Genomic DNA, 20,202 nt, shown 5'->3' with positions numbered 1-20,202 from the left:
TGACTGGTGTCGAGATTAGCCGGTACCCGCGGTTCCGCGTAACTCGGCCGACTTGGTCGAGGCCAGCTTCAGGAAAGTCGTGAACATGCGCTGATAGCCCGATCCGGTGACGCGCACGACGAGGTCGAGGAATTTGGCGTCGGGGCCCACCAATACGCGGGCCTTGTCTTTGTGCACGGCGTTGAGGATGAGCTGCGCCGCGCGTTGCGGGCTCGTCCTCGCGAATTGCTTGTCGAAGTTGGCCGCCACCAACTCGGCGTCGATACCGTCGGCCATGATGGCGTTGCGTGCGATGGAGGTCTTGATGCCGCCGGGGTGCACGGCGGTGACTTTGACCGGATGACCCGCCAGCATCATCTCCTGGCGCAGGGCCTCGGTGAACCCGCGTACGGCGAACTTGGCCGAGTTGTACGCGGCCTGCCCGGGCAGCGAGAACAACCCGAAGACGCTCGACACGTTGATGACGTGGCCGTCGCCCGATGCGATGAGGTGGGGCAGGAATGCCTTGGTGCCGTTGACGACTCCCCAGAAGTTGACGTCCATGACCCGTTCGATGTCCTTGAACCGGGCGACCTGGATATCACCGGCGTATCCGATGCCCGCATTGTTATAGATCTGGTTGACCGTGCCGAAGTGCTGCTTGACCTGGTCGGCGTAGGCCAGGAACTCCTCGCGTTCGGTCACATCGAGGTGGTCGGCCTTGACGGGCGCACCGATCGCTTTGAGCCGTCGCTCGGTGTCAGCCAGACCGTCGATGTCGATGTCGCTGATGGCGAGCTTGGCGCCTGCACGCCCCAGTTCGACGGCCAGCGCCTGTCCGATTCCCGAGCCGGCGCCAGTGACGACAGCGACCTTTCCAGCAAAGCCATTCATGTAAACCGCTCCATCGATCGAGGTGTCTGGCGCTATCGTCTCGGAACTGCTTCGCAAGACAATGGCAATCGCCAGATGTGGAAATGGGTTCAGCCGCGTCTCGGCTTTCGCATTCACAGCCGTATTGGCACGGTGATCCCCCGGTCGTAGTGTCCTGATGCCTCGGAAAGGCCATGATTCGCAGCAATTTACGATCGGGAGCGGCGCGTCACGGGTGGCCTGTAGGGAGTTCGTACCACTGGATCGCCGCATCCACAAGCCGGGCCACATCGCCCGTGTGACCCTTCCGGCGAGTTGAAATGTCCGACCGACGTGGTCGAGCGTTATCCCGAATCCGACCGGTGATTCACTGATACGTCACGAGCAAACAACTACGACGCCGCGGCGCTCACCGGCCGCCATATTTCGGCGAGGGTCTGCAGTGGCAGGTCGAGGACATCACTGAGTCCGACGATGGTGCCGAATGCGGGGGAGGGCAGGCGACCGGTTTCGATCTTGCGCAGTGTCTCGGGGGAGATTCCTGCGCCGCGTGCGACGTCTTCGAGGGTGCGGGGGCCCCGGGCAGCGCGCAATGCCGCGCCGAGTCGGCGGCCTGCGGCGACTTGCTCGGGGCTGAGCGGCGTACGAACCACGCCACCACCGTAGCGCTGGTATTTGTATACCGCTAGTCTGGTATTTAAATACCGTACAAGGAGTAGTGACGTGATCGAACTCAAAACCGATGCCGAGATCGAGAAGATGCGGACCACCGGACGCTTCGTGGCCGAGGTGCTCGCCGAACTCGGAAGGCTGGCCGAAGTCGGGGTGAATCTGCTCGACCTCGAACACCACGCCCGGGACATGGTCAAGCGCCGCGGTGCGCAGTCCTGCTACTGGGACTACGACCCGTCGTTCGGGTCGGGACCGTTCCGCAACGTGATCTGCTTGTCGGTGAATGACGCTGTGCTGCATGGCCTTCCCTTCGACTACGTGCTGCGCGACGGCGACGTGTTGAGCATGGACTTCGCGGTATCCGTAGACGGCTGGGTGGCCGATGCGGCGCGCACCGTGATCGTCGGCACGCCTGCCGACGAGGACGTTCGGCTGATCCGTGCGACCGAGGAGGCGCTCGCGGCAGGCACCGCGGCGGCACTGCCCGGCGGCCGACTCGGCGACATCTCCGCCGCCATCGGCGCCGTCGTCGCGTCGTACGGATACTCGGTCAATCTCCAGTTCGGCGGGCACGGACTCGGCAGGACCATGCATGAAGATCCGCACGTACCGAACAACGGCAAGCCCGGGCGGGGCATGCGGCTACGGGCGGGCATGACACTCGCACTGGAGCCGTGGCTCGCCCGCACCACCAACCGCATCGTCTATGACCGGGACGGCTGGACCATCCGCTCTGCCGATGGATCCCGCACCGCGCACACCGAGAACACCATCGCGATCACCGGCGCCGGCCCGGTGGTACTCACCACCTAATACCGCGGCCGCAGCAACAGCGTCGCGACGACGCTGATCGCGGCGGTCGCGACCAGATACCCGCAGGCGTACCAGGGCTTGCCGCCGCCCGCGGCGATGAGCGCCGTCAGGATCAGCGGCGTCAGACCCGACGCGTACACCCCGGAGAGCTGATACACCGTCGACAACCCGGTGTAGCGGGTGCGAGTCGGGAACAGCGATGCGTACAGCGTGCCCTGCGCACCGTAGAACCACGCGTGAATCACGCCGAACGCCAACAACATTGCCGCCGAGTAGGCGACGATGCTGCGAGTGCCGAACAGCGCGAACGCCGGGAACACCACTAGACCGTAGGCGGCGATCCCGCTGGCATACATGGTGCGGGCGCCGAACCGGTCGGTCAGCCGGCCCGACACCGGCAACAACGCCGCCATCAACAACGCCGAGATGGTGACCACGATCAGCACCGGCACCTTGCCCAGATGCAGCGTGCTGGTGGCGTACGCGATGGTGAACACACCCCAGGTGTTGAAGGCCGCCCCCTCACCCCACCGCGACAGCATGCCTAGGATCGTCGACCGCAGCACAGGCGGCCGGAAGATCTCCCGCACCGGGACCGGCGCACGGTCGTCGTCGGCACGGATCTTCTCGAACGCGGGGGTCTCGGCCACCCGGAAGCGCACCACCACGCCGAAGATCACCAAGGCGATGCTGATCAGAAAGGCGATGCGCCAGCCATAGGCCAGGAAAGCGTCCGGTGACAGGGCCAGCTGCAGCACCACGAACACTCCGGTGCCGAGCGCAAGGCCCAGCGCCAGCCCGACCTGGGGAATGCTGCCGAACAGCCCACGGCGGTTGCGCGGGCTGTGCTCGACGGCCAGCAGCACCGCGCCGGCCCACTCACCGCCGAGGGCGAAACCCTGCACGACGCGCAACACCAGCAACAGCACCGGCGCCAGCGCCCCGATCTGAGCGGCCGTGGGCAGCAGACCCATCAATGCGGTGGCACCGCCCATCAACAGCATGGTCAGTGCCAGGGTGCGCTTGCGGCCGATCCGGTCGCCGATGTGCCCGAAGACGAAGCCGCCGATCGGGCGCACCACAAAGCCGACCGCAAACGTCGCGAACGCCAACATGGTCCCGACGAACGAGCTCTGGTCGGGGAAGAACGTGTGGTTGAACACCAGGCTCGCGGCCGTGGCGTAGAGGAAGAAGTCGTACCACTCGATCGTCGTCCCGAGCAGGCTGGCCAGCAGGGCAGTCCGAACGGTCCGCGGGTCGGCAGGCGACGCTGCGGGTTCCGCGGCCGGGGCGCTCGTCGTGAAGGTCACCCTTGTTGACTAGTCGCCCCGGGCCGCGGTGCCCAGCGTTGCGTGCGCGGTGATTCGAACCCGCGCGGTAGCTATCGACTACCCGAACGCGAGATCGATGATCTCCTGCTGCTCCACCGCGTGCACCTTCGACGAGCCGGACGACGGTGCGGACATGGCCCGTCGGGAGATGCGCTTGATGGGGTTGAAGTACTCGGGGAGTACTTCGGGCAGGGTGAGTCCGACCGAGGGCCAGGCGCCCTGGTTGGCGGGTTCTTCTTGGACCCAGTACTTGTCGGTGGCGTTGGGGTAGAGGTCGAGGGTTTGGGCCAGGCGGCGTTTGGGCAGCGGCGCGAGCTGTTCGAGGCGCACGATGGCCACGTCGTCACGCTTGTCCTTGACCTTGCGCGCGGCCAGGTCGTAGTAGATCTTGCCGCTGCACAACAGGATGCGGGTGACCTTGTTGCGATCGCCATCGCCGTCGGTGTACGTGGGCTCCTCCAGCACCGAACGGAATTTCTGTTCGGTGAAGTCGCGGATGTCGGACACCGCGGCCTTGTTGCGCAGCATGGACTTCGGCGTGAACACGATCAACGGGCGTTGGATGCCGTCGAGGCCGTGGCGGCGCAGCAGGTGGAAATAGTTGGCCGGGGTCGACGGCACCGCGATGGTCATCGACCCTTCGGCCCAGAGCTGCAGGAACCGTTCGATGCGCCCGGAGGTGTGGTCGGGGCCTTGGCCTTCATGCCCGTGCGGCAGCAGCAGCACGACGTTGGACAGCTGGCCCCATTTGGCCTCACCGGAGGAGATGAACTCGTCGATGATGGATTGCGCACCATTGACGAAGTCACCGAACTGCGCTTCCCAGAGCACCATGGCGTCGGGGTTGCCCACCGAGTAGCCGTATTCGAAACCGACCGCGGCGTATTCGGAGAGCGCGGAGTTGTAAACCAGGAACCGGCCGCCGGTGGGGGTGCCGTCGGTGTTGGTGGCCAACAATTGCAGCGGGGTGAACTCTTCACCGGTCTTGCGGTCGACGATGACGGCGTGGCGCTGTGTGAACGTGCCGCGCTGAGTGTCCTGACCGCTCAACCGGACCAGTTTGCCTTCGGAGACCAGCGACCCCAGGGCGAGCAACTCGGCGAAGGCCCAGTCGATCTTGCCTTCGTAGGCCATTTCCCGACGCTTCTCCAGGACCGGCTTGACGCGCGGGTGCACCGTGAAGCCCTCGGGCAGGGCCAGGTGGGCGTCGCCGATGCGAGCCAGCAGTGACTTGTCCACCGCGGTGGCCAGGCGTTGCGGAATCTGCTGATCGGCTTCCACCGATTCGCTGGGTTCGGCGGCGTGCTTCTCCAGTTCGCGGACCTCGTTGAACACCCGCTCCAGCTGACCCTGGTAATCGCGCAGGGCGTCTTCGGCTTCTTTCATGGAGATGTCGCCGCGGCCGATCAGCGATTCGGTGTAGGCCTTGCGGGAGCCGCGTTTGGTGTCGATGACGTCGTACATGTAGGGCTGGGTCATCGACGGGTCGTCGCCTTCGTTGTGCCCGCGGCGGCGGTAGCACAGCATGTCGATGACGACGTCCTTCTTGAACGCCTGGCGGAAGTCGATGGCCAGCCGCGCCACCCAGGCGCAGGCTTCGGGGTCGTCGCCGTTGACGTGGAAGATCGGCGCGCCGATCATCTTCGCCACGTCGGTGCAGTACTCGCTGGAGCGCGAATCCGTTGGCGCGGTGGTGAACCCGATCTGGTTGTTGACCACGATGTGGATGGTGCCGCCGGTGCGGTACCCCTTGAGCAGGGCCAGGTTGAGGGTTTCGGCGACCACGCCCTGGCCGGCGAACGCGGCATCACCGTGCAGCATCAGCGGCACCACCGGGAAGGTTTGGGAGCCTTCGGCATCGGTGCCGGTGTCGAGCAGGTCTTGTTTGGCCCGCACCAGGCCCTCCAGGACCGGGTCGACGGCCTCCAGGTGGGACGGATTGGCGGTCAGCGACACCTGAATGTCGTTGTCGCCGAACATCTGGATGTAGTTGCCCGACGCCCCCAGGTGGTACTTCACATCGCCGGAGCCGTGGGCCTGCGACGGATTGAGGTTGCCTTCGAACTCGGTGAAAATCTGGCTGTAGGGCTTGCCGACGATGTTGGCCAGCACGTTGAGCCGGCCTCGGTGCGGCATGCCGATGATGACCTCGTCGAGTCCATGTTCGGCGGCCTGGTCGATGGCGGCGTCCATCATCGGGATGACGGTCTCCGCGCCTTCAAGCGAGAAACGTTTCTGCCCAACGTATTTGGTTTGCAGGAAGGTTTCGAACGCTTCGGCTGCGTTGAGCTTGGACAGGATGTACTTCTGCTCGGCGACCGTGGGCTTGGCGTGCTTGACCTCGATGCGTTCCTGCAGCCACTTCTGCTGTTCGGGTTCGAGGATGTGGGTGTATTCCACCCCGACGTGACGGCAGTAGGCGTCGCGCAACAGGCCCAGGATGTCGCGCAGTTTCATGTACTGCTTGCCGGCGAACCCGTCGACCTTGAACGCCCGGTCCAGATCCCACAGCGTGAGGCCGTGGGTGTTGACGTCCAGGTCGGGATGGCTGCGGAAGCGGGTCTTGTCCAGGCGCAGCGGATCGATGTCGGCCATCAGATGCCCGCGGTTGCGGTAGGCGGCGATCAGTTCGATGACGCGGGCGTTCTTGTCGGCGATCGAGTCCGGGTTGTCGGTGCGCCACCGCACGGGCTCATACGGGATGCCCAGTTCGCGGAAGATCTCGTCGAAGAAGTCGTCGTCGAGCAGCAACTGGTGGATGGTGCGCAGGAAGTCACCCGATTCCGCGCCCTGGATGATGCGGTGATCGTAGGTGGAGGTCAAGGTGATCAGCTTGCCGATGCCGACCTCGTTGATGCGTTCCTCGCTCGCGCCCTGGAACTCGGCGGGGTATTCCATGGCGCCGGCGCCGATGATGGCGCCTTGCCCGGCCATCAGGCGGGGCACGGAGTGCACGGTGCCGATGGTGCCCGGGTTGGTCAGGGAGATGGTGACCCCGGAGAAGTCCTCGGCGGTGAGTTTGCCGTCGCGGGCGCGCCGGACGATGTCCTCGTAGGCGGCGATGAACTGGCCGAACGCCATGGTTTCGCACTTTTTGATGGCGGCGACGACCAATTGGCGATTGCCGTCCTTGCCGGGCAGGTCGATGGCCAGGCCGAGGTTGGTGTGTTCGGGGGTGATGGCGTTGGGTTTGCCGTCGATTTCGGCGAAGTGCCGGTTCATGTTCGGGAACTTCTTGACCGCCTGCACGATGGCGTAGCCGAGCAGGTGGGTGAAGCTGATCTTGCCGCCGCGGGTGCGTTTGAGGTGGTTGTTGATCACCACCCGGTTGTCGATCATCAACTTCGCCGGGATGGCCCGCACACTGGTCGCCGTCGGCACTTCCAGCGAGGCGTTCATGTTCTTCACCACCGCCGCCGCAGCACCCCGCAACACCTGCGAAGCATCACCCTCAGCCACCGACACCGACTTTGCCGGCTTGGGTGCGGGTGCTGCCGGAGCGGCAGCGGCGGCCGGCGCCGCGGGCGTAGCCGGGGCGGGCGCTGCCGGGGCAGCCGGCGCCGGGGGAGCAGCTGCAGTGGGGGGCGCGGCCGGCGCCGGGGACTGGCCGTTGGCGGCCGTGGTGTCGGTCACGGGCTCAGGGGAATAGTCGACGAGGAACTCATGCCAACTCGGATCCACCGATGACGGATCCTCGCGGAACTTGCGATACATCTCCTCGACCAACCACTCGTTCTGCCCGAATGGTGAAGGTGAACTGGTCACGGCAGCTGCTCGCCTCGATTCTTGGTCTCGGCAAGCCGTGGCAAGGGGGCTCGCCGCTCGTCTTTTCGTTGTGTCTGCGGTGACCTGCGTGACCGCCGTCTAAAGGCTAGCGCCTCCGAGCCGACGGCGACCAGGCACCGCCCATCTGGGCAGCACGCGTTGTCGCGGGCCCTCAGGACTGCGCGGACGGCAGCACATGCAGGGTCGCGGGCCACCGTGGCGGCGGCGGACCGAACGCCTTCTGTGCGTTGCCGATGATCTTCTTGCCCATCAGCCGGTTGCCCACGCCGCCGACGACGGCCCCGATGCCGACCGGCAGCATCTTGCCCAGCGCCATGGCGCCGCGCTTGAGGGTGTACTTCTTGACGAAGAACCGCACGAGTCGCGAATTGAGCTGGGACACCGCGGGCAGTGGCAGCGTTGCTGCGCCGTCGGACAGCCAGGCCCCGCTGGTCCGCCCGGAGCCCAGCAGGTCGGCGATCGCGTGCTTGCTGTCCTCGCCGACGAGCACCGCGAGCACCAGGGCGCGTCGGCGCTCCTTGTGGTCGGCGGGGATGCCGTGCACCTCGGCGACGGCGAGGACGAACACCGACGTCGCCTCCAGGAACACCACAGTCTCACCGGCCACAGCAGACAGCGCGGTCAGGGTGCCGATGCCGGGGAACGCCGCGGCCGAGCCGACCGCTGCGCCGCTGGCCATCACGGCGGCCAGATAGTGCTTCTCCAGGCGGGTGATGATCTCGGCCGGGGTGGCGTTGGGTCGCTGGTTGCGCAGCCGGTCGACGTAGGCCTTCACCGCCGGCGCCTGCACGCGTGCGCTGCGCTCCAGGATCGCCGACAGAACCTTCGCCGCAGCGCTGGGATCCTCGTCCACGCCCTCGCGGACTGCCGGCAACTGTTTCTTGGTGGACCGAGCGCTCACTTCGGGGCCTCCCCACGTGCGGACCGACAAACATCGGCTGAATGTCCAGGCTAACCCTTGGGGAACGTCCGGCGACGGCTGCAGGGTTTCCGTCCGTGACACCTGTCACGGAATAAAAAACTGCGATGCGTGGCTAACCAATTTCATGGCATCATCGCCCCACGTGGACGAGACGACAGCCAGCCAGAATCCCGGCGTGAGCCGCATCCGCATGATTCTGGTGTTGGGCGCCCTGATCGCCCTCGGCCCACTCACCATCGACATGTACCTCCCTGCGCTGCCGAGGATCGCCGACGAGCTCTCGGTGTCGTCGTCGGTCGCTCAGCTCACGCTCACCGGAACGCTCGCAGGCCTGGGATTGGGCCAGCTCATCGTGGGTCCGCTGTCGGATTCCCTGGGCCGGCGGCGTCCGCTGATGGGCGGCATCGTGCTGCACATGCTGGCGTCGTTGCTCTGTGTGTTCGCCCCGAACATCACGACTCTCGGAGTTGCGCGCGGCCTGCAGGGCATGGGCGCGTCGGCTGCCGCGGTGGTCGCCGTCGCCGTCGTCGGTGACCTGTTCGCGGGTTCGGCCGCGGCCACCGTGATGTCCCGGCTCATGCTGGTGCTGGGCGTGGCACCGGTGCTCGCGCCGTCACTGGGTGCGGCAGTGCTGCTGAAGGGTTCGTGGCACTGGGTGTTCATCGCACTGGTGTTGTTGGCCGGCGCGTTGTTGCTGATGGCCGTGCTGGCGCTGCCGGAAACGCTGCCGGTGTCGCATCGGCGTCCGTTGCACGTCGGCAGCATTCTCAGCACGTATGCCGAGCTGTTGCGGGATGCGCGATTCGTCATCCTGGTGCTGGTCGCTGCCCTCGGCATGTCCGGTCTGTTCGCCTACATCTCGGCCGCGCCGTTTGTGCTGCAGGGCCACTACGGGCTCGATCAACAAGCGTTTGCGCTGGTGTTCGCCGCAGGTGCAGTCGCACTGATCGGGTCGACGCAGTTCAACGTGGTGCTCCTGCGGCGGTTCACCCCTCAGGCGATCACGGTGACAGCACTGGCCGCGGCTTCGGTGGCGGGGCTGTTGTTCATCGGCATCACGCTCGCGCAGGTCGGCGGCTTGACCGGGTTCATCGCGCCGGTGCTCGCCATCCTGGCGGCCATGGGTCTCGTGATCCCGAACGCCCCGGCTGTGGCGCTGTCACGCCATCCCGATGCGGCGGGGACTGCCGCCGCGCTGCTCGGTGCCGCCCAGTTCGGGCTCGGCGCGGCGATCGCCCCCTTGGTCGGCGCGCTGGGCAACGGGGCGCTGGCGCTGTCTGCGGTGATGACGCTCGGCGTGGTGATCGCGCTGGCTGCGTTGCTGGCCGTCGGGTTGCGACGCGGTGAAGCGACTGTGGACGACATCGTTCCCGCAGTCGTCGCCGAACCTGCCTGAGGGGTCTGCACCGGCACGCCGACTTGTCGCCAGCGGGGTGGGTCCGTAGCGTCGGCTGGGGCCAACTCGTTGCCGTCCCCTCACTGATCACATGTTCGAGACCTTGAACGCCCGGTTCGCGGGCCGCACTGCCAGCCACAACCCGTGGAACGCGTTGTGGGCGATGATGGTCGGCTTCTTCATGATCCTGCTCGACGCCACCATCGTGGCCGTCGCCAATCCGACCATCATGCAGCGGTTGGGCGCCGATTACGACGGCGTGATCTGGGTGACCAGCGCCTACCTGCTGGCCTACGCCGTGCCGTTGCTGGTGTCGGGCCGGCTCGGCGACGTGTACGGACCGAAGAACCTCTACCTCGCCGGGCTGGCTGTGTTCACCGCGGCGTCGCTGGCGTGTGGGCTCGCGGGCAGCATCGAGATGCTGATCGCCGCGCGCGTCGTCCAGGGGATCGGTGCGGCTTTGTTGACGCCGCAGACCCTTTCGACCATCACCCGGATCTTCCCGCCCGAGCGGCGCGGCGTCGCCATGAGTGTGTGGGGCGCCACCGCGGGTGTGGCCACGCTCGTCGGCCCGCTCGCCGGCGGCGTGCTGGTCGGTGGGCTGGGCTGGCAATGGATCTTCTTCGTCAACGTGCCGATCGGGATCATCGGCTTCGGTCTGGCGGTCTGGCTGGTTCCCGTGCTGCCGACCGCGCCCCACCGGTTCGACCTGCTCGGTGTGGCGTTGTCGGCCATCGGCATGTTCCTCATCGTGTTCGCGCTGCAGGAAGGGCATGCGCACCACTGGGCGCCGTGGGTGTGGGCCACGCTGGCCGCCGGGGTCGGGGTGATGGTCGGATTCGTCTACTGGCAGTCGGTCAACACCGCCGAGCCGCTGATTCCGCTGCGCATCTTTGCTGACCGCGATTTCAGTCTGGCCAATATCGGAGTGGCCACCATCGGCTTCGCCGTGACGGCGATGATCCTGCCGTTGATGTTCTATGCCCAGTCGGTGTGCGGTCTGTCACCGACCCGGTCGGCACTGCTGGTCGCGCCGACAGCGATCGCCAGCGGTTCGCTGGCACCGTTGGTGGGCCGCATCGTGGACCGCTCACATCCGCGGCCCGTGGTCGGCTTCGGCTTCGCCGCCATGGCCGTCGGCCTGACGTGGTTGTCCATCGAGATGACCCCCGTCACGCCGATCTGGCGGCTGGTGCTGCCACAGGTGCTGATGGGCGTGGGGATGGCGTTCATCTGGTCGCCGCTGGCCGCGACCGCGACCCGCAATCTGTCGCCGAGCCTGGCGGGCGCCGGGTCGGGTGTGTACAACGCCACCCGGCAGGTCGGGTCGGTGCTGGGCAGTGCCGGCATCGCGGCCTTCATGACCTGGGAGATCGGCAGGCAGATTCCGGGTCCCGCGGTGGTGCAGCCGCGGGCCGAGACCGCCGCGACAGTGCTGCCCGGGTTCCTGCACGAGCCGTTCGCCACGGCCATGGCCCAGTCGATGCTGCTGCCGGCCTTCGTTGCGCTCTTCGGTGTGGTCGCGGCGTTGTTCCTGCGTGGCTTCGGCGACCGTTCAGATGTCGCCGAGGACAGCTATGCCGACGAGGCCGACGACGTCGACGAACTCGACGACGGCGGCGACGAACCGACCGAGGTGTTGCGCGTGGTGGGCCCGGTCAACCAGTACCTGCCCGACTATCCCGACGACGACGAGTACCTCGAATACACCGTGGTGTGGGATGAGCCGGAGCCCGAGCCCGTGCGCGACCCCGCGCCCGCACCGGATCCCGTCACGGAGCCACTGAGCACCCAAGCGCCGCACGCCGCCGCTTCCGAGGACGAGGGCGAGGACCCGTGGCAGGCGATACTGAACCGGCTCATGGCCGATCTGCCCGCGAATTCGTCAGACGAGCTGATCGGCCACGCGCACAACGGGTTTCACGTTGATGCCGGGCGGCATTTCCGCCCATTGGAGCCACCGAGCGGGGAGCACCGCCGCGTCAACGGCAATCATTACGGCGGGGATCCCGACGACAACCCTTCCTACGGCAGGCATTCGCGCCCGGGGGATTAGCGCAGCCGGTCAGTGCGCTGCGTTGTAGGCCTCCATGATGGACGCCGGAATGCGTCCGCGCCGCGAGACGCTATGGCCGTTGGCCACCGCCCATTCACGAATCGCGCGAATCTTCTCGGGGCCCGAAGGTGCGGCCGCGGCGGCTTTACGTGACGCGGTTTTGCGCTGTGGAGCTGCTTTGGGCTTGGCCGACTGTCGCGGTTCCGGCCGGGCCTTCTTGCGTGCGGCCCGTGCCTCGCGGGTCTGCGCTTTCTTGGCGGCGCTGATGTAGCGAGCCATATCCTTGTCGAACTGAGCGCCGTTCTTGGTGGTCAAGACGAGCGAGTAGTCCTGCCCGCGATATGAAAACTCAACCGTGTCAACAACGTCAGCGTCGATTTCCACCCCGTCGAGGTCGTCGACGTACTCGATTGTCACTATCTTGCCCACGCAGATTCCTTCGGGTCGGTGATTGCTTTTGCTCTGAGAGTACCGAGCCCGAGAAATGCACCCAATTCGACGACGCCTGCCGGAGTGGCGGGTAGGTAATCGGTGAGCGCCGCCGAACGCACGATGACGGCGGTGTATTTGGCCCGGCTGACCGCCACGTTGAGTCGATTGCGATTGAGCAGGAACGAGATTCCGCGCGGCACGTCGTCGATCGACGACGCCACCATCGAGATGAAAACCACCGGCGCTTGCTGCCCCTGGAATTTGTCCACTGTGCCTGCCCGAACCTCGGTCAGCCCGGCGGCGTCGAGCCGTTGGCGCAGCATCACCACCTGAGCGTTGTATGGCGTCACGACCAGCACCTGCTCCTGGGTCAGCGGGCCGCTGCCGCTCTCGTCGGTCCATGTCGTCCCGAGCAGCTGCGAGATCTCGGCCACGATGGCGTCGGCTTCCTCGGGGCTGTCGGTCGCGTTGCCATCGTGCTCGAGAGTCAGCAATCGCACCCCGGGCTCGTAGCCGTCGAGCCTGCGGGCCGCGGTGACCGCATCCACCGAACGCAGCCGGCCGTCATAGGACAAGCGCGACACCGCCGCGCACACCGCGGGATGCATGCGGTAGGAGCGGTCCAGGAAGTAGCCGAGCTCGGCGGGCAGCGTGTGATGTTCGCCCACCAGCCACCCCAGCGCGGAAGTGTCCACCGGTTCCGGGTGGGTGCCCGCGCTCACCTGCGGCAGCTGCTGCGGATCACCCAGCAGCAGCAGATTGGCCGCCGCAGGCGCCACGGCGATGGTGTTGGCCAAGCTGTACTGCCCGGCCTCTTCGACCACCAGAAGGTCGAGGCTTCCCGGCGGCACTCGCGCGGCATTGGCGAAATCCCATGCGGTACCGCCGATCACGCAACCCTCATGCTCGGAGATGAACGCCGGGTAGTCCTTTTCGTCGAGCTCTGTCCAACACGGATTCTCGTTGCGGCCCTTCTTGGCGACCCGGGCGGCGTCCACGCCGGCCTTGACGATGTCGCGAAACAGATTCTCCACCACCGCATGCGCCTGCGCCACCACGCCGATGCGCCACTGGTGGTGATTGACCAGCCTGGCGATCACTGCCGCTGCGGTGTAGGTCTTGCCGGTTCCGGGTGGACCATGCACAGCCAGGTATGACGAGTCCAGGTCCAGTAGCGCCGAGGTGATCTGCTCCTCGACCGGCCGGTCGTCGTGGGGAAGGGCTGTGCCGCTGCGGGTGCGGGGCGGCCTGCGCAACAGCACGTCGACGACGCCGGTCGCGGGCAGGCGGGGCAGGGCCGCCGCGATCTGGGCCGCCGTGGCCTCGATCGATTCCCGCAGCGCCGTGGTGCGGATGGGCGGCCCCGGCGTCAACGCGAACGGGGTTTGATGGAACACCGTGCCGCCCTTGGGTTCCCGCTCGGTGATGAGGACCTCGGTCGGGGCGGCGGGGTCGTCGCACTCGAGCACCTGCACCGATCCGAACGCCCGGCGCTGCGGATCGTCGGTGAGACCGTCGGGGGCAGGCGGATCGTAGAGCGCATACATCTCGCGGCTCAGCTCACCGTTGGCCAGCATGCCGTGCAGCAGTACCTGCCGCTGTGGTTTGCGGGCCCGCGGCGGGGTGTGCCAGTCGGTGACAACGGTGGCCTTCTCGGCGACGAAAACCCCTGTGCTGTCGGCCCATTCGTCGACAGGGTGGTTGAGTCGGTCGAAATGTCCCCACCAGTACGGCTTGTCTTCGCGACGGTGGTAGCCGCGGGCGGCCGAGATCATCGCCACCGCCTGCTGTTCGGGTTTTCTTTCGGCATCGCCGACGAAGCGCCTCAGCGTGCGGGCCAGCTGGTCTTCCGGTTCGGTCGGCCCGCCATCGGTCACGGGTTGGGCGCCCAGCGGCGGCACGCTCGACTCGATGGCCCGGTTGATGAGCCAGTCGCGGAGCTTGCGGGTGGACGTGCAGTCGTACCGGTTGTAGTCCTCGATCTCCTTGAGCACGACGGCGGCGTCATCGTGGCGGCCTTCGGCGCGCAACGCGCAGTATTTCGCGTACTGGGTGATGGAGTCGGTGGCGGTGGTGACGTCCCCGCTGCGCAGCTGCGACCCCATGTAGAGCGGCTCAAGCGATTTCAGGCTGTAGTTCTTGGTGCCGATGCGAATGCTCTTGCGTACCAACGGATACAGGTCGACCAGGATGCCGTTGCGCAGTAGTTCGTCGACGGCGTCCTCGCCCTCGCCGTAGCGCCCGGCCAACCGCAGCAACGCCGTCTTCTCGTAGGCCGCGTAGTGGTAGATGTGCATGTTCGGATAGCGCTTGCGCCGGTGCCGGACCAACTTCAGGAAGTCGCGCAGGGCCTGCCGTTCCTCGGCACGGTTGTGCGCCCACAGCGGGTGAAAGTCCTCGGCCTTGGTGCCGAGCACCCCGAACATGTACTCAAGGCCCCAGTGTCTGCCGTCGTCGGTCCACAGCGGGTCGCCTTCGAAGTCGAAGAACAGATCACCCTTGTCCGGGTCGGGCAGTTGCATGAGCGGCTGAGCGTCGACCACCTGGAACGGCGGCTTGCCGTCGATCCGGTCTGCGCGCTGCAACCGCGCCTGCGCGGTCAGGTTGGTCAGGATGCGGGGGTGCAGACCGTCGACGGGGCCCTCGTGGCGGGTCAGCTCGGCGACCGTGGTGACCCCGGCGTCGATCAGCCGGGCCCGCTGGGTCACCCGCATGCCTGCGACCAGCAACAGATCGTCGTGGGCGCTGACTTGCTCGGCGCACTCGGGGCAGCGGAAGCACGCCCGCACGTCGTCGGCCCAGTTGACCGGCTTGCCTGCGGCCAGGTGCTCGTCGAGCAGCCGCTGCAGGGCGTCGCGGCGGGGCCGGTACACGCCGAGCAGCTCGTCGACCGGGTAGGACGCCACCGCGCCGTCACCCAACACCAGCTCGACCTCGTCGGCCACCGGCACGCCCGCGGCGGTCAGCGTCTGGTTGTAGGCCGCGAGTTGCAGCAGCGCCTCCACCTTGACCGAGCGGGCGAGCTTGGTGTCCCGCAGTCGGTAGCGCTCTCCGTCGAACATCAGAAAGTCGGCGAACCCCGCGAACCGGCCGTCGAACATCGCGGCCTGATAGATCACCGGCGCGCGGTTGCGCACGGCGTCGAGGGTCTGCTCGGCAGCGGCGGTGAGCCCCGCAACGGTGTATGCGGGCCGGCCGATGACCGTCACCGAGCTGTCGGAGCGCAACTCGTCGAGGTGGCGCTGCTCGTGCTCATCGCCGAGTTGGGCGGTGCGAGCAAGCAATTCGTCATCACCGGTAGGCGCTGGACCCCAGCCGAGCCGGGCGTCGAACGAGCGCAGCAACGCATATTCGCAGCGGGCCGCGGCGGCGAGGTCCGAGGCGCTGTAGATGACCACGCGGTCCTCGGTGACGAACACGTTGTCACTGTAGGTGAGTGGCCCGACAGTGGCGGTCCGCGAAACAGCATTGAGGGTCGTTACGCCGCCATCTTTGCGACCCTGCCTTCACGCTCGCGTCGATTCCATGCATCGCGCACCCGATCGAGGATGTCGCGGGGACGGTCCTCCTTGATCACCCGGATGTGCAGCCAACCCTGGCGGCGTACCTTCCGTACCCGCTTTGCGTCCCACACATACCTACTGCGGTCGGCTTGATGCTGCTCACCGTCGTATTCGAGCCCGATCATCATGTCCTCCCAGCCCATGTCGAGGTATGCGAACGGGAACCCATCGGGTTCGAGCACAGGGATCTGGGTCCGTGGCCGCGGATATCCGGCGTCGATCACCAGCAGTCGGAGCCACGTTTCCTTCGGAGATTGGGCACCGGCGTCCATCAGGTCGAGCGCTTCCCGCGCCCGGCCTACTCCCCGCGCACCCCGATAGCGCTCGATGTGTGGTTGCACGTGTTCAGAAGCCAGACCGGTGGCTCGTGCCAGCGCGTCGAGATGCGCCACCGCGGCTCCCCGTGGCAGATATCGGCCGAGGTCCAGCGCTGTTCGCGGGATCGTGGTGACTGCCATCCCGTTGATCGCGGCCACCTCGTCGTCGGCGAATCGGTCGTTGTGCGTCACGATGCCATGCGGCGGGCGGTTGTTGCGCCAGATTAGTTCGACGGGAGAGTCCTCGTCGACGTACTCGGCGCCGTGTAGCGCTGCCGCAGCCCGACCGGTGATCACGGCCCGCTGCCCCGACCACAACCAGGCGCCGACCGTATTGGCGTACAGCGATGGTTCGGCGATCCGCGGTTGGTAAATGTCGGGAAATATCGACCGATATGCAGCCCGCAGGCGGCCCCTCGTCAGTTCACCTCGCGCTACCGCCTCACTGCCTACGAATATTGTCCCCATAGCGGGATCGTGGTCGGGTGGTCCGACAAGCCGCGCCAAAATGAAGCCATGGCTGCGCAGTTGTGGATTTAACGACCACCAAGGCTGTTTCGCGAAGAATGCCCTCGCTCAGGTATTGCCCATCAGCTCGACGCCGTTGCCGTTCCACCGGAACTTCACGACGCTGGCGAGGCCGTGGTAGCCGCCGGAGTACTGCAGCGCGACGGTGTCGCCGGTGCTGGTGGTCTTGTCGATGCCGTTGAACCCATACGTGTCGGGCACCCCGGTCGGGATGAACTTGCCGAGGTGGAACAGCACGGCGCGGGTGTTCGGATTCGAGGCGTTGGTGTTGGCCCGCACGATGACGGCCGACAACTGCGCGCACTCGTTGTAATTGCCGGCCAGCGGCTCCGGGCTCCAGGCCTGATTGCTGCGCGGATCGCGGGGGAGCTCGGAGACCGCACGGGCGATCTCGGGCGCGGCGAGATTGACCGCGCACGGGTCCGGCTCTGCTGAAGTCGGCTTCGGCGGTGCCGCTGCTGTGGCTGCCGACGTGGCCGTCGGGGCCGGATTGGCCGTCGGTTCCGGCGTTTTGGAGACGGTGGAATCCCCCGAACCGCATCCCGCCACCACGAGCACAGCCGCCGAGATCATCAAGATCTCTTTCACAGTTGGGCAACCTACCCTGATCGTTGCGGCGGATCTGGCAGGCGCGGCGGCTTGTCCGCCAACTGGCACTAGACTCTGTCCCGATGACCTCGACAGATTCGGATACCGGAGACGCCGAGCCGACGTTTGCCGACCTGCAGATTCACCCCTCGGTGCTGCAGGCCGTCACCGACGTCGGCTACGAGTCGCCTTCGGCGATCCAGGCCGCCACTATTCCACCGATGCTGGCCGGCTCCGACGTCGTCGGCCTGGCGCAGACGGGCACGGGCAAGACCGCTGCCTTCGCCATCCCGATCCTGTCCAAGATCGACACCTCGAGCAGGGCCACCCAGGCCCTGGTGCTGGCGCCGACGCGTGAACTCGCCCTGCAGGTGGCCGAGGCCTTCGGCCGCTACGGCGCGCATCTGCCCGAGATCAACGTGCTCGCCATATACGGCGGCTCGTCGTACGGGCCGCAGCTCGCCGGGCTCAAGCGCGGCGCGCAGGTGGTTGTCGGCACGCCGGGCCGGGTGATCGATCACCTGGAGAAGGGCCGGCTGGACCTGTCCCGCCTGGACTACCTCGTGCTCGACGAGGCCGACGAGATGTTGCAGATGGGCTTCGCCGAGGATGTCGAGCGGATCCTCGCCGACACCCCCGAGTACAAGCAGGTCGCGCTGTTCTCGGCGACCATGCCCCCGGCCATCCGCAAGATCACCAGCAAGTACCTGCACGATCCGGTCGAGGTCACGGTCAAGGCGAAAACCGCCACGGCCGAGAACATCTCACAGCGCTTCATCCAGGTGGCGGGCCCGCGCAAGCTCGATGCGCTCACCCGCGTGCTCGAAGTCGAACCGTTCGACGCGATGATTGTGTTCGTCCGCACCAAGCAGGCCACCGAGGAGGTCGCCGAGCGGCTCAAGGCGAGGGGTTTCTCGGCTGCTGCCATCAACGGCGACATCGCCCAGGCTCAGCGGGAACGCACCATCGCCGCACTCAAGGACGGCAAGCTCGACATCCTGATCGCGACGGACGTCGCTGCCCGCGGGCTGGACGTCGAGCGCATCAGCCACGTCGTCAACTACGACATCCCGCACGACGTCGAGTCCTATGTGCACCGGATCGGCCGCACCGGGCGGGCCGGGCGTTCGGGGGCGGCGCTGCTGTTCGTGACGCCGCGCGAACGCCATCTGCTCAAGTCGATCGAGAAACACACCCGGTCCAAACTGGTGGAATCCGAGCTGCCCAGCGTCGACGACGTCAACGCGCAGCGGGTCGCGAAGTTCCGGGATTCCATCACCGACGCGCTCAGCGCGCCGGGTATCGAGCTGTTCCGCCGGCTGATCGAGGACTACGAGCGCGACAACAACGTGCCGCTCGCCGACATCGCGGCGGCGCTGGCGCTGCAATCGCGCGACGGCGAGGCGTTCCTGATGGTCGAGCCGCCGCCGGAGAAGCGCCGCGAACGTGCCGAGCGGCCGGCGCGGGAAGACGGGCCGCCACGCAAACGGCATGAGACCCGCAGCGACCTGGCGACATACCGCATCGCGGTGGGCAAGCGGCACAAGGTCGCGCCCGGAGCCATCGTCGGCGCCATCGCCAACGAAGGTGGGCTGCACCGCAGCGACTTCGGCCACATCTCGATCCGGGTCGACCACTCGCTCGTCGAGCTGCCCGCGAAGTTGCCCCGCAGCGTGTTCAAAGCTCTCGAGAACACCCGTATTCAGGGCGTGCTGATCGACCTTCAGCCGGACCGTCCCCAGCGCCGGGACCGCGACCACCAAGGCGGTGCATCCAAACCCCACCGGAAGGCCAAGTGACGCTGTCCAAGGGCGTCAAGGGGCTACCCGACCAGGGTGGGCTGGAATCGGTTTCCACCACCGACCGCGTGGCCTCGCTCACCGGGATCCGGGCGGTCGCCGCGATGCTGGTGGTGCTCACCCACGCGGCGTACACCACGGGCAAGTACGGCCAGGGCTACCTGGGGCTGGTGTATTCCCGGGCCGAGATCGGGGTGCCGATCTTCTTCGTGCTGAGCGGTTTTCTGCTGTTCCGGCCGTGGGTGAAAGCGGCCGCAACCGACGGTGAGTGGCCGTCCGTCCGGCGTTACGCCTGGCACCGGGTGCGACGCATCATGCCGGCTTATGTGGTCACGGTGCTCATCGCCTACGTCCTCTACCACTTCCGCACGGCCGGGCCGAATCCCGGCCACACCTGGTACGGGTTGTTCCGCAACCTGACGCTGACTCAGATCTACACCGACAACTATCTGTTCGCGTTCCTGCACCAGGGCTTGACGCAGATGTGGAGCCTGGCCGTGGAGGCCGCGTTCTATGTGGTGCTGCCGCTGCTGGCCTACCTGCTGCTGGTGGTGCTGTGCCGGCGCCGCTGGCGACCGGGTCTGCTGCTGGCCGGCCTCGTGGTGCTGGCGGCGGTGTCACCGATATGGCTGACCATCGTGCACCGCACCACAGGATTGCCGGACGGCGCGCGGTTGTGGCTGCCGACGTACCTGGCGTGGTTCGTGGCGGGCATGGTGCTGACGGTGCTGATGCAGCTGAAAGTGCGGGCTTACGCCATGGCGTGCCTGCCGGTGGCGGTGGTCAGTTACTTCATCGTGTCGACGCCGCTCGGCGGTGCGCCGACGACGTCACCGGCCGGGCTGGGCGAGGCGCTGGCGAAGACCGCCTTTTACGCGGTGATCGCCGCGCTGATGGTGGCTCCGCCGGCGTTGGCGGACCGGGGTTGGTACGTGCGGTTGCTGGCCAGCCGGCCGATGGTGTTTCTCGGCGAGATCTCCTACGAGATCTTCCTGATCCACCTGATCATCATGGAACTGGTCATGGTCGAGGTGCTGCAGGATCCGGTGTACACGGGTTCGATGGTCAACCTGTTTGTGGTCACCATGGTGTTCACCGTCCCGGCCGCCTGGCTGTTGCACCGGTTCACCCGCGTCAAAAATTAGGT

14 protein-coding genes are annotated in these 20,202 nt (G+C 66.6%); 5 read left to right on the top strand and 9 right to left on the bottom strand.

Annotated elements, in window-relative coordinates:
* Positions 1-15: 15 nt before the first annotated feature.
* Together BST13_RS34000 and BST13_RS33995 are read right to left on the bottom strand one after the other, a co-directional pair.
* The gene (locus BST13_RS34000) at positions 16-873 is read right to left on the bottom strand and encodes an SDR family NAD(P)-dependent oxidoreductase (RefSeq protein WP_083170052.1); all 858 of its coding nucleotides are present in this window, start codon (positions 871-873) and stop codon (positions 16-18) included.
* A 371-nt stretch (positions 874-1,244) separates the two neighbouring features.
* Positions 1,245-1,505, bottom strand: a complete 261-nt coding sequence (locus BST13_RS33995; RefSeq protein WP_083170050.1) for a helix-turn-helix domain-containing protein — start codon at positions 1,503-1,505, stop codon at positions 1,245-1,247.
* Positions 1,506-1,575: 70 nt separating this feature from the next.
* Here BST13_RS33995 and map point away from each other — a divergent pair, with 70 nt between their 5' ends.
* A complete protein-coding gene (map, locus tag BST13_RS33990; RefSeq protein ID WP_083170048.1) occupies positions 1,576-2,337 on the top strand; it encodes a type I methionyl aminopeptidase in 762 nt (253 codons plus the stop codon).
* Here map and BST13_RS33985 read toward each other — a convergent pair.
* From BST13_RS33985 to BST13_RS33975, 3 genes are all read right to left on the bottom strand, one after another.
* Positions 2,334-3,647: an MFS transporter gene (locus BST13_RS33985; protein ID WP_083170046.1), complete on the bottom strand. Its 1,314-nt coding sequence runs from the start codon at positions 3,645-3,647 to the stop codon at positions 2,334-2,336. The genes map and BST13_RS33985 overlap by 4 nt on opposite strands.
* Positions 3,648-3,725: 78 nt before the next feature.
* Entirely contained in the window at positions 3,726-7,433 is a 3,708-nt protein-coding gene (locus BST13_RS33980; protein WP_083170044.1) for a multifunctional oxoglutarate decarboxylase/oxoglutarate dehydrogenase thiamine pyrophosphate-binding subunit/dihydrolipoyllysine-residue succinyltransferase subunit, read from the bottom strand.
* A gap of 172 nt (positions 7,434-7,605) precedes the next feature.
* Positions 7,606-8,355, bottom strand: a complete 750-nt coding sequence (locus BST13_RS33975) for a hypothetical protein (RefSeq protein WP_083170042.1) — start codon at positions 8,353-8,355, stop codon at positions 7,606-7,608.
* 145 nt (positions 8,356-8,500) lie between these two features.
* Here BST13_RS33975 and BST13_RS33970 point away from each other — a divergent pair, with 145 nt between their 5' ends.
* Positions 8,501-9,772: a multidrug effflux MFS transporter gene (locus tag BST13_RS33970; RefSeq protein WP_083170040.1), complete on the top strand. Its 1,272-nt coding sequence runs from the start codon at positions 8,501-8,503 to the stop codon at positions 9,770-9,772.
* A gap of 91 nt (positions 9,773-9,863) precedes the next feature.
* Positions 9,864-11,828 carry an MFS transporter gene (locus tag BST13_RS33965; RefSeq protein ID WP_083170038.1) on the top strand — a complete coding sequence of 655 codons (1,965 nt, stop codon included), beginning with the start codon at positions 9,864-9,866 and terminating at the stop codon, positions 11,826-11,828.
* 9 nt (positions 11,829-11,837) lie between these two features.
* Here BST13_RS33965 and BST13_RS33960 read toward each other — a convergent pair whose 3' ends face one another.
* The 4 genes from BST13_RS33960 to BST13_RS33945 all read right to left on the bottom strand — a co-directional run bounded on the left by BST13_RS33960 (position 11,838) and on the right by BST13_RS33945 (position 17,241).
* Positions 11,838-12,257, bottom strand: coding sequence for a histone-like nucleoid-structuring protein Lsr2 (locus BST13_RS33960; RefSeq protein ID WP_083170036.1), 420 nt, complete (start codon positions 12,255-12,257; stop codon positions 11,838-11,840).
* A complete protein-coding gene (locus BST13_RS33955) occupies positions 12,245-15,679 on the bottom strand; it encodes a TM0106 family RecB-like putative nuclease (protein ID WP_083170034.1) in 3,435 nt (1,144 codons plus the stop codon). Before BST13_RS33955 ends, BST13_RS33960 begins: the two co-directional genes overlap by 13 nt.
* A 59-nt stretch (positions 15,680-15,738) precedes the next feature.
* Entirely contained in the window at positions 15,739-16,608 is an 870-nt protein-coding gene (locus BST13_RS33950) for a hypothetical protein (protein WP_083170032.1), read from the bottom strand.
* A gap of 108 nt (positions 16,609-16,716) precedes the next feature.
* Positions 16,717-17,241 carry an LppP/LprE family lipoprotein gene (locus BST13_RS33945; protein WP_425437087.1) on the bottom strand — a complete coding sequence of 175 codons (525 nt, stop codon included), beginning with the start codon at positions 17,239-17,241 and terminating at the stop codon, positions 16,717-16,719.
* Positions 17,242-17,339: 98 nt separating this feature from the next.
* Here BST13_RS33945 and BST13_RS33940 point away from each other — a divergent pair, with 98 nt between their 5' ends.
* Together BST13_RS33940 and BST13_RS33935 are read left to right on the top strand one after the other, a co-directional pair.
* Positions 17,340-19,055 carry a DEAD/DEAH box helicase gene (locus tag BST13_RS33940; protein ID WP_083170028.1) on the top strand — a complete coding sequence of 572 codons (1,716 nt, stop codon included), beginning with the start codon at positions 17,340-17,342 and terminating at the stop codon, positions 19,053-19,055.
* Positions 19,052-20,200: an acyltransferase family protein gene (locus BST13_RS33935; protein WP_083170026.1), complete on the top strand. Its 1,149-nt coding sequence runs from the start codon at positions 19,052-19,054 to the stop codon at positions 20,198-20,200. Before BST13_RS33940 ends, BST13_RS33935 begins: the two co-directional genes overlap by 4 nt.
* The last annotated feature ends 2 nt before the right edge of the window (positions 20,201-20,202 follow it).

The sequence above is a fragment of the Mycobacterium aquaticum genome (assembly GCF_002086485.1).
Lineage (GTDB): Bacteria > Actinomycetota > Actinomycetes > Mycobacteriales > Mycobacteriaceae > Mycobacterium > Mycobacterium aquaticum.
This window is presented reverse-complemented; position numbering and strand designations above follow the sequence as displayed.